At 57.2% G+C, this 12,577-nt stretch carries 8 protein-coding genes; 3 read left to right on the forward strand and 5 right to left on the reverse strand.

The window, feature by feature from the left end; translation table 11 throughout:
• The first annotated feature begins 64 nt into the window (after positions 1-64).
• Both mprF and HQN87_RS17020 read left to right on the forward strand, forming a co-directional pair.
• On the forward strand, positions 65-2,722 hold the full coding sequence (mprF, locus tag HQN87_RS17015; RefSeq protein WP_436836474.1) for a bifunctional lysylphosphatidylglycerol flippase/synthetase MprF: 2,658 nt from the start codon (positions 65-67) through the stop codon (positions 2,720-2,722).
• Between the two features lie 145 nt (positions 2,723-2,867).
• The gene (locus HQN87_RS17020) at positions 2,868-3,731 is read left to right on the forward strand and encodes a nitroreductase family protein (protein WP_173135886.1); all 864 of its coding nucleotides are present in this window, start codon (positions 2,868-2,870) and stop codon (positions 3,729-3,731) included.
• On the opposite strand, the gene HQN87_RS33210 is transcribed toward HQN87_RS17020, so the two are convergent.
• Positions 3,724-5,607: an ATP-binding cassette domain-containing protein gene (locus tag HQN87_RS33210; protein WP_173135889.1), complete on the reverse strand. Its 1,884-nt coding sequence runs from the start codon at positions 5,605-5,607 to the stop codon at positions 3,724-3,726. The two genes, HQN87_RS17020 and HQN87_RS33210, sit on opposite strands and share 8 nt — an antisense overlap.
• Positions 5,604-6,416, reverse strand: a complete 813-nt coding sequence (locus HQN87_RS17030; RefSeq protein WP_173135890.1) for an energy-coupling factor ABC transporter ATP-binding protein — start codon at positions 6,414-6,416, stop codon at positions 5,604-5,606. The genes HQN87_RS33210 and HQN87_RS17030 overlap by 4 nt, the downstream gene beginning before the upstream one ends.
• A 125-nt stretch (positions 6,417-6,541) precedes the next feature.
• Here HQN87_RS17030 and HQN87_RS17035 point away from each other — a divergent pair, with 125 nt between their 5' ends.
• Complete coding sequence (locus tag HQN87_RS17035) at positions 6,542-7,150, forward strand: biotin transporter BioY (RefSeq protein WP_173135893.1); 609 nt, start codon at positions 6,542-6,544, stop codon at positions 7,148-7,150.
• 911 nt (positions 7,151-8,061) lie between these two features.
• Here the strand turns inward: HQN87_RS17035 and HQN87_RS17040 are convergent.
• The 3 genes from HQN87_RS17040 to HQN87_RS17050 all read right to left on the reverse strand — a co-directional run bounded on the left by HQN87_RS17040 (position 8,062) and on the right by HQN87_RS17050 (position 12,382).
• Entirely contained in the window at positions 8,062-9,546 is a 1,485-nt protein-coding gene (locus HQN87_RS17040; RefSeq protein WP_173135895.1) for an alpha-amylase, read from the reverse strand.
• A gap of 107 nt (positions 9,547-9,653) precedes the next feature.
• On the reverse strand, positions 9,654-10,499 hold the full coding sequence (locus HQN87_RS17045) for a DUF72 domain-containing protein (protein ID WP_173135897.1): 846 nt from the start codon (positions 10,497-10,499) through the stop codon (positions 9,654-9,656).
• 290 nt (positions 10,500-10,789) lie between these two features.
• Complete coding sequence (locus tag HQN87_RS17050) at positions 10,790-12,382, reverse strand: histidine kinase N-terminal 7TM domain-containing diguanylate cyclase (RefSeq protein ID WP_173135899.1); 1,593 nt, start codon at positions 12,380-12,382, stop codon at positions 10,790-10,792.
• Positions 12,383-12,577: the final 195 nt, after the last annotated feature.

The following is a 12,577-nucleotide window of genomic DNA, read 5'->3' on the forward strand; positions in this document are numbered from 1 at the left end:
TCGCATGGAGAGCTGAATATTGCTCAGGCAACAAGAGTGTTCGGCAGTAAGGTCAGGTGAAGTTATGATGCATACGGTAATCAAAAAAAAATTGGAACGCTTCAGATTCGTGCGGCTGCTGATCTCCATCTACCGGATGAAGGCGGTACGGGCGCTTGTTCCGCTGCTGATCATCGGGCTGGTCTATCTGGAGGGGCAGCATGAGCTGAAGCAGATTCATTTGGGCAAAATTATACATGATCTGAAATCCGTTCCCGTGTCTTCCATTCTGCTGATGCTGGGGATTTCGCTGCTGTCGGTGGCGGTCATGAGTACTTATGATTATCTGATCCGCAGGCATTTTCGTCTGCAGCTTGGCTGGTTTCGGACTTTCCGCTACGCCTGGATTGCCAATACGTTCAATAATATGATCGGATTCGCCGGTCTGGCCGGCGCGGGTCTTAGAACGCTGCTGTATAAAAGGAGCAATGTGCCTACGTCTGTGCTGGCACCGGCCATTGTGTTTCTGTCGCCGCTGATGATTACGGGGCTATCGCTGCTCGGCTGGGGTACGATTAGCGGACTTCTTCCGGCGGACAGGCTGATGCAGGCGCATCACTGGCTGGTATTTGCGGTCTGGGGAATGGCGCTGTATTTGCCGTTGTTTGTGCTGCTTCAACGCTCCTCCCTCTTCGCCAAATGGATTAACCGGGGGGAGGGGAGAACCGCCTGGCTTACCGTGGGCGCTTCGGTAGGTGCTTCCCTTCTGGAGTGGGTGTTCGCCGGGCTGACCTTCTGGTTCATTGCCGGTGAGCTGCTCGGAAGCGTGCCGCCAGTTACAATCTTCAGTATATATGTGGTTGCCGCCATTGCGGGGATTCTAAGCATGGCTCCCGGCGGCATCGGCGCCTTCGACCTGATTGCGCTGCTTGGACTGACCCAACTGGGTTTCAAAAGCGATCATGCGCTGGCCGTCCTGGTCATCTACAGATTATTCTATTACATTATCCCCTGGCTGATCGGACTGGTGCTGGCCGCGCTGGAGTTCGGGCTGCCGGGCAAAAAAGGCGCTGAACGCAGCGGGGACAAGGTTGAAGCGCCCCTGACGCTATGGCAGAAAATATGGGGCTCGCCCGGTCAATATACCTTCCTTGGTGACCTTGGTGTATGGGCGCTCGGCAAGCTGGTACTGGCAAGCGGTCTGCTTCTGCTGTTGTCTGCTGCTACGCCTGAGCTGGTCTACCGGCTGAAGGTGACGGAGGAGCTGTTGTCGCTGCCTGTTATGCGGATCTCCCACCATCTGTCCGTGCTGATCGGCTTTATGCTGATCCTGCTGTCGCGGGGAATCTCCCTGCGTGTCCATCGGGCGTATATCTGGACAAGTCTGCTGCTGTGCGGCGGAGCGGTCTTTGCCGTGACGAAGGGATTCGATTATGAGGAGGCGCTGTTCCTGCTGCTGGTAGCGCTGATCCTCTGGATCTCCCGGACCCGGTTCTACCGGATCAGTGTGCCCCTGAGCAGCAAAAGCATCTTAGGGTGGCTGCTCCTGACTTCGGCTGTGGCGCTCGGCTATTATTGGCTGGGGAGCTATACCCATCACGGCTTCCTGAAGCATCTCCCGCCCGGAATCCGGCCGGAATGGCTGCGGCAGCATAGCAATGTGGCCGTTACAGCTATTGGCGGATTGATCTTCTCCTGGCTGCTGCTGATCCTGCTTGCGGCCCTCCGGCCGCAGCGCAAGGCGGATACGCTTGCCGCGGATAAGGATATGTTGCGGCTGGAGCGTTTTCTGGCAGAGGGCTGGGGCAATGCCTTAAGCCATAAGCTGTTTCTTGGCGACAAAAGCTTCTTCTGGGCCCAGGAGGGCAGAGTGCTGTTCGCTTTTGCCAGAGTCCGGGATAAGCTGGTGGTGCTGGGCGACCCGCTGGGACCCATGAGCCTGCTGCGTAACGGGATCAGTGAGTTCAGGCAGGCTGCGGACTTGTACGGGCTATCGGTGGTGTTCTATCTGGCGACTCCGGCCTATCTCCCGGCGTATCAGAGCCAAGGCTACCGGTTCCTCAAACTGGGGGAAGAGGCTCTCGTGCCGCTGGCGGACTTCGATGCTGGCGGGCTCCGGAACGCCAGTCTGCGTAGTGTGAGAAGCCGGTTTGAACGTGAGGGTTATGTCTTTGAGATCACGGAAGCACTGCACTCTGCGGAGCTGCTGCGCGAGCTTCGCCTGCTGTCGGAGGAATGGCTGGCCGGGCGTATGGAGAAAGGCTATGCGCTGGGCTGGTTCAGCGAGCGGTATCTCCAGCAATCCCCGCTGGCGCTGCTGCGCGGACCGGGCGGCATTCTGCTGGCCTTCGCCTCCATAGCCCCGGGTTATGACAGGAAGAAGACGGTGTCTGTTGACCTGGTGCGCCATCGTAAGGATACGCCGGACGGGGCTATGGATTACCTGTTCCTGTGTCTGATGGAGTGGGCGAAATTGCGGGGCTACGGAAGCTTCAATCTCGGCTATGCCCCGCTGTTCAGTGCCTCCTGCCATTCCGGGGCGCTGCAGGAGGAGAAGCTGGCCCGCCTGGTCTTTGAACGCGGAGGCCACGGTTACGGCTTCACCGGTCTGCGGATGTACAAGGAGAAGTTCGGCCCGGCGTGGGAGCCGAGATACCTCTCCTACCCCGCATCTGTGACTATCCCGCTTCTGACGCTGGATCTGGTGAGGCTGGTCTCCCGCCATCCGGAGGAGCAGGAATAGGCGCTGGACGTTTCTGCGGAAATGGGAGATACTATTTTTACCAGTTGCCGGCCCCGGAAGGGGCGTCTGTAGATCCATATTATTTAGGAGGGCTCCTGTTTGTTGCGGAGTCCTCCTTTTTCACATGACAAGGGGGAAGATCGGGATGGGAAAAGCAGTAATGGAAATGATGGAGAAACGGAAATCTGTACGCACCTATGAGACTACACCGATTGATGCGGCGGCTCATGCTGCCATCATGGAGTATCTGGCTGAGGAAGAGAATCTGCGCGGGCCCTTCGGCGGGAGAACCGGGGTAGAATGGATATGGGTCAAAGGCGGAGGCAGTGAAGGCAAGGGCATGAAGCTGGGGGCTTACGGGATCATTGTGAATCCGCAGGCTTATCTGGCAGGCTCCGTGCGCAATGACAAGCTGGCTCTGCTGGAGTTCGGCTATACGTTCCAGAAGCTGATTCTGTTCGCTACCGGACTGGGTCTGGGCACGTGCTGGATTGGCGGAACGTTCAACCGCAAGTCGTTTGCCCGCGAGCTTGAGCTTGCGGAAGGGGAGATTATTCCCTGCATTACTCCGCTTGGATATGCACGGGAGAAGCAGCGGCTGCTGGATGCCACGATGCGTTATGTGGTCAAGGCCGACAATAAGAAGCCGTGGGCGGAGCTTTTCTACGACGGTTCATTTGGCAGCCGCTTAACCCCGGAAGCGGCCGGGAGGCTGGCTGTGCCTGTCGAGATGGTGCGGATCGGCCCGTCGGCCTCCAACAAACAGCCCTGGAGGCTGGTCCTGTCCCCGGACCGGAAGAAGATGCACTTCTATCTTCAGCATACCCCCAACTATAGCGGCAACAAGCTTGGGTTCCAGATGCAGCGGATTGATATCGGGATTGCCGCCTGCAACTTCGGGCTGACCTGCCGGGAGCTGGGCATTGCCGGAACCTGGGGCATAGAGGACCCGGGAATAGCGGCGGATAGTCAGCATACAGAATATATGCTCAGTTACACGCTTAGCTAATCCGGGCTGTCCACCACAGCAATGCCGCAACCGTCAGGATACCCAGGGCGGCCAGTGTATCCCGCTTGCTCCAGCGCAGCTGATAGACGGGGGTCCGCTGCTTGGCGGGATCATACCCCCGTGATTCTACCGCTGTCGCCAGCTCGTCGCCCATGCCGAGGACCAGGATCAGCAGAGGGACGATGAGCAGGGCGATCTGCCGCGGGGACCAGCGCGCCAGCCCGCGGGCGCGTCTTCCGCGTGAGCCCAGCGCGAGCTGCAGCTGTGCCAGCTTGCCGAGAATCCACGGCACAAACTGCAGGGTCACCGATACGGCAAGCGACCAGTTGCGGGTCCGGATGCCCAGTCTCCGCAGCGGAGCGATGCCCCACTCCAGCCCCTCCCGCAAGGGGGCGCCGGTTGTAGTCTCGGTGAACAGGAAGCCCAGGGCAATCAGCAGCAGGAAGCGCAGCACGCTGATCCCCCCGCGCAGCATTCCTGCATAGCTGAAGCTGAGCGGCCCGATGGCGAAGTCGGGAGAACTCCAGCTTAGCCCGGACAGCAGCCAGAGGAACAGGAACATCAGGAGGAAAGGCCGGAAGAATCGGAGTGCTCTGCGCCAGGAGATCCGTGCCGAAGCTGCGAGTCCGGCAAGCAGGCCTGCGGTAAGCAGCAGCGGAAGAAGGGCATCCATCCCTAACAGGACCAGCGAGCCGAGGATCATCCCCAGCCATTTGACCCTGGGGTCAAGCTGCTGCCAGCCAGACCGGCGGGCGGGCGGTCCTGGCTGCGGGGCGCCGGGCGTGGTCGCTGCGTGGGCGGTTTCCGCTTCGGCTGAAGGTGGAGCGGCTGAAGGGACAGCGGTTGAAGCGGCAACGGCTGAAGGGACAGCGGCTGAAGGGACAGCGGTTGAAGCGGCAACGGTTGAAGTGGCAACGGCTGAAGCGTGGACCGCTTGGCTTTGGATGCCGTCATCGCTGTAGTTGGCGCTGTGTTCCCTGGGAAGGCCGCTCTGGCCATCGGGTGATATGACACGCGCAGGGGCACAAGAGCCTGCCGGAAGGCTAGCCGCCTCCGGTACAGGCAGCGGGTGCTTCTCCAGTTCCGCGAGCAGCTCCTCCAGACTGCCCGGCACTCCTTCGAGCAGGCCAAGCTGTACCGCTCTCCGGCCTATGGAAGCATAGGCCGGAGCTGTAAGACCGGCGTCCGCAAGCAGTACGGGATCGGCGGTCAACGCCGGAGCGGGACCATCATAATGAACAGCGCCCTGCTTCATCACGATCACCTTGTCGGCAAGCGGCAGGAAGCTGTCCAGATCATGTGTGCCGATGATCAGGGTCAAGCCGCTCCGGCGCAGCTCCTGCACCAGCCCGAGCAGCGACTGCGCCGCCTGCGGGTCCAGCCCGGCCGTCGGCTCATCCAGAATCAGGAGTCCGGGCTGAGCGGCCAGGGCACCGGCAATACATACCCGGCGTTTCTCGCCGCCGCTAAGCAGGAAGGGCGAGCGCCCGGCGAATTCATCGTAAGCCAGCCCGGTCTTCCTTAGTGCGCTGGCGATGATCTCCGTCCGCTCAGCCTGTGGTACACCGCGCTGCGTCAGGCCATACTCGATGTCCTTGTGCACCGTGCCCGCGAACAGCTGGGTCTCCGGCTGCTGAAAAACCATGGATACCGCTTCTGCGGCCCGGTGATCCGCCTTCTTCCCGTCTCCGTGGAGAATCCGCCCGGACGTTGGCTGCGCAAGCCCCGCGAGCAGGCGAAGCAGCGTAGACTTGCCGCTCCCGTTCACCCCGCAGAGGACGGTCAGCGTACCTGAAGGGATATCCAGGGAGATATCCTGAATGGCCTGTCTGCCGTCTTCGTACCGGAAGGAGAGCTGCTCTGCCTGAATTCTCATAGAATCTCCTCCAGTTCCTGCCCGGTCAGCGGCAGCAGGTGAACCGGCCAGCCCTGCCTCTGGAGCAGCTTGCCGACACGGACGGCCGGAGAGGGAGTCCAGCCGAGTGCATCCGGCAGCGCGGAGGCATAGAACAGGCTGCGCGGGCTGCCGTCATAGAGTAATTGCCCCCCGCCCAGAACGGCGATGCGCGGGCTAACTGCCAGCTCCTCCATTCGCTGTGTCACCCAGAGAATCGTGGTACCCGCCTGCCATAACCCTTGGGCCAGCTCCAGGATATCCAGCCTTCCCTCAGGGTCCAGCATCGAGGTGGCTTCATCGAAAATAATCATATCGGCGTCCAGTGCCAGGCAGCAGCCCACAGCCAGTCGCTGGCGTTCCCCGCCGGACAGCGTGGACACCTCTGCTTCTGTCTTGTGGGCCAGCCCCACCTGCTGTAGAATCTCACCGATTCGCGCAATCATAAGGTCCCGTGCAAGGCCTCTGTTTTCCAGTCCGAAGGCGATATCCTCAAAAGGTGTGGAGCCTACCGTCTGCGCTTCGGGATTCTGAAATACGAGCTGGACCCGCTGCTTCACCGCTGCGCGGTTGTGAGCCGGACGCATGTCCAGTCCGGCTACCGTCAGACTGCCTGCTGACGGGGTATTCAATCCGTTGAAGCAGCGGATTAGCGAGGTTTTGCCGCAGCCGTTGGCCCCCGTGAGCGCCACCCACTCCCCCCGCTCTATATGAAAATCAATCCCTTGCAGTACCGAACGGCTGTGCTGCCCTTCCCGTACAGACAAGGTTAAATTATGCGCCCTGATCATCCTCATGCCTGCTTTCCATAATGCTCTTGTCAACAATTGCTACCCATTATAACAAAGATTATGGGATTGATGTATCTGGAGGCGGGTGTTATAGTGATCCTAAAAAAAGGGGGCTACTCCCGGCCATGAAAAAATGGACAACCCGCGGCCTGATATTCAGTGCCTTATTCGCTGCAGTTATGATAGCCCTGAGTTATTTGAAAATCTCGCTGCCCTTCTCCACGGTGCCGATTACCACGCAGACCTTGGCTGTAATGCTGGCCGGTTCTATCCTCGGTTCCCGCTACGGGGCGCTCGCGGTGCTGATTGTGATCGGACTTACCGCTGCCGGATTCCAGGTAATGGGCGGAAGCGGCGGACTCGCAGTGCTGGTTGGACCAACAGCAGGGTATATCTTCTCCTGGCCGTTCGTAGCCTGGCTGATCGGCTTCTTCGCCGAGCGGATCAAGCAGGACAAATATACGTTCGTGAAGCTGCTTGCAGCCAACTTTATCTTCGGCGCGCTGCTGGTCTACCCGGGCGGCGTGGGCTGGCTGGCCTATTCAACAGGGATAGATTCGCTCGCCAAGGCATTAACAGCAGGCATGTGGCCGTTTATCCCCGGTGACCTGCTCAAATCAGTTCTCTGTTCGGCGGTAGTAACCGCTGTATGGAAGGTATATCCGATTGAACGTATTCTGAACCGTGACACCGGTGCCTGGGCAGACGGGGAGAACCCGACCGTTAGCCGCTAACGTTAAGGCGCTGAACGTAAGATGTTAACTGTAGGTCGCTAACTTTAAGGTGCTGAACGTAAGGTGTTACCCGTGAGGAGCTCACTGTAAGGCACACCTGCTCTGCTCGAATAGGCGATTCCCTAGCCACTGCGGCTTGGAATCGCCTATTTTGCGTTGTTTAACAGTTTACTAGACAGCTCCTCATCTGATATTCAGTCCGTTGTGCACAAAATGTGGATAAAGTTGTGGATAAGTAGCTTTGGAGCTGAATCCTACGAAAGACTAATTTGTTTCTACACCGAGACTGCGCGCATACGCTGACAGTAGGCCGGGTGCTGAGATGAGAGGGATAAATACCACTAATTGGGTCAAAGGTAGGCGGGATGCTGAGATCAGAGGGATAAATCCCACTGATCGGGCCAAAGGTAGGCGGGATGCGGAAATCAGAGGTATAAATCCCACTGATCAGGCTAAAGGTTGGCGGGATGCTGAGATGAGAGGGATAAATCCTACTGATTGGGCCAAAAGTAGGCGGGATGCGGAAATCAGAGGGATAAATCCCACTGATCGGGCCAAAGGTTGGCTAGATGCTGAGATGAGAGGGATAAATCCCACTGATTGAGCCAAAAGTTGGCCAGATGCGGTTGAGGTTGCCGAGTTGCGTGAGTTGTGTCTCGAATTAACTGTAAAATGGGCTTATCCCCACTCAATGAATAGTAATATTTACTTATGTGGATAATTTGTGGATAAAATGGGAGGGATGGTGCTCGGAGAACTGAAATCGCCAGGAAAATAGAGAATTTAAAGTGTGGCAATGAAGAGCACAAGTGCACCTGATTTCAGCAAATGTAGATAAACAATGCCGTCCCCATAACACAAGGGACGGCATCGTTTGTTTGTAGAAGTTACATTGCCCGCAGCCCGCTACCTTATTCCTCAGCACAGGAATCTGCGGGCTTCGGCTCAGGCAGCGCCCAGACGGAGACGCTGCCGCCGTTCACCGGGAATACCGCCCAGCCGTCTTCGCCGATGGTGATGGACTCCTCGCGGTTATGGGTGAAATCCTCCCAGACTTCTCCGCTGCGCGCTTCGCCGACGAACATCCGCTTCTCTCCGTTGTCCCCGTTCGAGATAACTACGGCACAGCCGGAGCCTTCGATCTCCTCGACCCCGCGCCGCACCCAGCCGATGGTGTTAGGATGATCGAAGTAATCATCCTGCTCGCCGTAAGCCTTGGTATAGCGGGCACAGAGCAGAGGATCAATGGCATCCTTCTTGCCATCCATCGGAGCAGGTCCGCCGATGCCGTAATAATCCCCGTAGAAGACCACGGGATATCCGTCGCGCCGCAGCAGAATCAGGGCGTAGGCGCTGGGCTTGAACCAGTCGCCAACCCAGGATTCCAGGGCTTCATGCGGCTGGGAATCGTGGTTGTCAACGAAGGTGACGGCGTTGGCGGGATGCGTCTGGACCAGCGTATCATCGAAAATATGCCGCAGATCGAAATCTCTTCCTGCCAGCGCAGCAGAGTAGAGCTTGTAATGAAGCGAAACATCGAACAGGTCGATCTGGTAATCGACGGTGTTCAGGAATTCGCGGCAGGCCTCCAGATTGGAGTTCCAGAATTCGCCGACGATGTAGAAGTCCTCGCCGCGTTTCTTTTTCATCTCCATGGCGAATTCCTTGATGAACTCGTGGTTGATATGCTTGATCGCATCCAGGCGGTACCCGCTGCATTGCAGCGTATCGACCAGCCACTTGCCCCAGTTCAGCATCTCTTTCCGCACATCGTCATTGCTATAGTCAATGTTGGCGAACATCAGATAGTCGTAGTTGCCGAATTCGTCATCCACATTCTGATTCCAGCTTCTATTCAGCCCGTCAATCCGGAACACGCCGTTCCGGTTCGCCTTGGCATCGAAATCGGTACCGTTGAAGTGGGTATGGTTCCATTTGAAGCTGGAGTATTCATCCCCGCGCCCCGGGAAATCAAATTTGGTCCAGCCTTCGATCTCGAACGGCTGGGAGATATCCTTAGTGCGGTCGTTGGGGTCCACCTCAATAACCTCGAAGACCTCTGTCTCATCCGCTCCGGCTTTATGGTTCATGACCAGATCTACGTAGACCGCGATACCGTTCTTCAGGCACTCGGCAATGGCGTCGATCAGCTCCTGCTTAGTCCCGTATTTGGTACGTACCCCGCCTTTTTGATCGAATTCACCGAGGTCATAGAGATCGTAGACCCCATAACCGGTATCTTCGGGGGAGACCGCTTTGGTAACCGGGGGAACCCATACAGAATCAATTCCCGCCGCCTTCAGTTCCGGGGCCATCTGGGCAAGGCGCTTCCAGTGTTCTCCGTCCGCGGCAACATGCCATTCAAAAAATTGCATCATTGTATGATTTCTCTTCATACGGGTAGGCCTCCTTTACAATTATAAGACGACTCTGACAGTGATCTGATCCGGCAGTTCTGGAACCTCAGCAAGGAGTATGAGAGATATATGTAGACCTCTGTACATCAGGTGAACAAGTCCAGCTGGCGCGGAGCCAATCCGCCGTCGATGCCGAGCAGCGATTGCAGCTCCAGGGCATTGGGAGTGGCATCCCCGGCAGAATTATTATTGAAAACCACATAAATATCCTTACAGGTCTGCTCCAGCTCCAGCAGCCGGTCACGCCATTCCGTCAGCTCTGCGGTGCTGTAGCGGTACAGATAGCGCAGCTTACGCCAATCCGGGTGGCTGCTCTGGTTCCAGCCTGAAGTGTTGCGGCCGTGCAGTCTTACATAGGTTAGATCCGGCCGGGTGGCAACAGGCACAATCGGGATCGAGCCTGAACCGGCCTGCGGTTCATCGGCTATCGTATGAACCCAGCCCTCCTGCTCCAGGAATTGGAGTGTTCTGGCGCGCATGTCAGGGCTGTACCAGGAATCATTGCGGAATTCGATGGCGGCGGGCACATCCAGCAGCCGCTCCTTCGCTTCACGCAGGAAATCCACATTGTCCTTGGTGCAGTCGAACCAGGGCGGGAATTGAAACAGGGCCATAGCCAGCTTCCCCGCGGAACGGACCGGGGCGATGGAGGTATGGAAAGCCTGGTACATCTCCTCCGGTGTATCATAGTAATTTTTTTTGCCCCGGAGATGTCCGGTCATACCCTGATAGGCCTTCACAATGAATTTGAATGTATCTGGCGTCTGATTGACCCACTTTTCGTAATTTTTGACCGGTTGAACCGCATAGAAGGAGCTGTCAATTTCTACGATGGGAAAATAGGCGCTGTAGGCGGGCAGGCGGTCGGCAGGTTTGATTTTGCCGTACAGCTCCTCGTGGTCTCCGAAGCCGGTTAGCCCAATCTTAATCATAGTACCCCCTCCGTTTCACATATGCCTGAATTTCGGCCGAGCGGATCGGCTAACTCTTATTAAACTGAAAACCCCACAAGGCAAACAATCGCAAGAGCTGCACGGCGGATATTAGAGTGGCATAAGGAAAGGATTGGATACCAGTGCCGTGAGTAAAAAGGCTGCTATGGGTGCTGTTATCACCAAAAGAGCAGGCAGATATACCCGGCGGAATGTCTTTTATTCTGTTACCTTATGCAGAAATGGGGAGGGAGGTGCCCAGGGGACGCCAGGTTCAGAAGCAGCCTCCATCACATAGGCTTGAACCTGGTGATGGAGGAGCCGCTGGACAGGTGGACGGTATTGCGGCCGTTCCCCTTGGAGGAGTAGAGCGCGTGGTCGGCTTCGGAGAGCAGCTCTTCGAGCGATATAGGGTGGCGGAAGGCCTCGGCCACACCGAAGCTTGCCGTGACACGGATCGCTCCGGTCAGCGTGGAGAAGGTGCTCTGTTCGATATCCCTGCGCATCTGCTCGGAGATCAGGGCGGCTTGCTTCAAGGCCGTTCCCGGCAGGCTCAAGACGAATTCCTCGCCTCCATACCGTCCGAAGACATCCTCCTCCCGCACATGAAGGCGGCATACCCCTACTACATGCTGCAATGCCATATCTCCAATCTGATGCCCATAGCGGTCATTAATGCTCTTGAAGAAGTCAATATCCAGCAGGATGATCGAGAAGGGGGCGGCCGCTTCGGCGGCTTCCTTCAGCCGCTGCCGGCTCAGCTCCATGAAGTGAGTCCGGTTGTAGATGCCGGTCAGGCTGTCGATGGTGGCCAGCTGCAGCAGCTTTTCCTGGAGTAAGGTGCGTTCTGTCACATCAATCAGCATGATCATCCGCCCGGCCAGATGCCCGCCTTGCTTCTGCACCGGAGAGGAACGGATCTGATAGTAACGGATCTCTGTGCCGATATGCCAGACAATCTCCTGCTCGTCACTGTCCTGCGGATTGGAATTCATCACATAATCGACAGCCTCCTTGCCCGCAGGCAGGAACAGCTGGGCCAGCGGGCGGCCGATGGCCGAGGCATCCAGATCCTGCAGCATCTCGGCAGCCGCCCGGTTATAGTCTACAAGCTTGTCGGAGAGGTCGGTGACCAGTACGCCGTCACGCATGCTCTCGAACAGATTCTCGCGGGCAATCGGTGCGGCGGTCAGCATCCCCCGGGAGAGAATGGCCCATATATAGAGAGCCGAGGTTACGCTCATCACCACTGGCACAGGGTCCATTCCATACGGGGTCAGGTCCATCAGGTAGAGGAAAGCTCCGAGGGCGGGAAGGAACTGCCCGACGAAAATGATCAGCATCTGCCGCAGATAAGCCCGTCTCATCCGGCCCCAGCGCCAGAGAATCAGACACATCCCGGCGAGCATACACCCGAAGGTCAGACTGCCTTGCACGATATACCAGGGGCCCATTACTATGTCCACCAGCGGCGTAGGCGCGCCTTCCCGGAAATAGATGGACTGATAGAACAGGTGATGGGCGTCGTTGGTCCAGACAAGCACGCTGGAGACCAGGGGGACCGAGTATAGGAGGACCAGCAGTTTTTTGGAGACTAGCCGCTCCAGACCTACGAAGTGCATAATCATCAGCAGGCTGGAAGGGGCGATATAGGGCATTCCGAGATACTCCAGCTTGATCCAGAACTTAATTTCTTCCATCGAGCTTCCAGAGAGTTCAAGAGCGAAGGCGAAGGTATATACCGCCGAAGCAGCGGAGCTGATGATGAAGGCGTTAAGTCCCGTGAAATCGGTCTTCCTGTAAAAAGCAAACAGGGCGAGCAATGCGCTCAGCACACCGGAGATGGAGACGATGATGATGTAATTGGAAATCATGGATTCCATGGGGCGCGCCTCCATGTGTTGGGATGAGCATTGGACATTGTGATGGTCTCCTGAACAAAGGATTAGATACAGTACTATAGATGCAGTTAAATGATATCACACATCCGCATAGATGACATGGGATGGCCGGTCTGGAACAGCGGGGTGCGCCGGGTGTTTACGGGTGGTAAATGGTTACTATTTTTATCGGCACAA

Origin of the sequence: Paenibacillus tritici, from assembly GCF_013204885.1 — a bacterium.
GTDB lineage: Bacteria > Bacillota > Bacilli > Paenibacillales > Paenibacillaceae > Paenibacillus_AQ > Paenibacillus_AQ tritici.

Bases quoted from the DNA above. Each gene is read 5' to 3' on its own strand.
- mprF (WP_436836474.1), top strand. From the start codon at position 65: ATGATGCATACGGTAATCAAAAAAAAATTGGAACGCTTCAGATTCGTG.
- HQN87_RS17020 (WP_173135886.1), top strand. From the start codon at position 2,868: ATGGGAAAAGCAGTAATGGAAATGATGGAGAAACGGAAATCTGTACGC.
- HQN87_RS33210 (WP_173135889.1), bottom strand. From the start codon at position 5,607: ATGAGAATTCAGGCAGAGCAGCTCTCCTTCCGGTACGAAGACGGCAGA.
- HQN87_RS17030 (WP_173135890.1), bottom strand. From the start codon at position 6,416: ATGATCAGGGCGCATAATTTAACCTTGTCTGTACGGGAAGGGCAGCAC.
- HQN87_RS17035 (WP_173135893.1), top strand. From the start codon at position 6,542: ATGAAAAAATGGACAACCCGCGGCCTGATATTCAGTGCCTTATTCGCT.
- HQN87_RS17040 (WP_173135895.1), bottom strand. From the start codon at position 9,546: ATGAAGAGAAATCATACAATGATGCAATTTTTTGAATGGCATGTTGCC.
- HQN87_RS17045 (WP_173135897.1), bottom strand. From the start codon at position 10,499: ATGATTAAGATTGGGCTAACCGGCTTCGGAGACCACGAGGAGCTGTAC.
- HQN87_RS17050 (WP_173135899.1), bottom strand. From the start codon at position 12,382: ATGGAATCCATGATTTCCAATTACATCATCATCGTCTCCATCTCCGGT.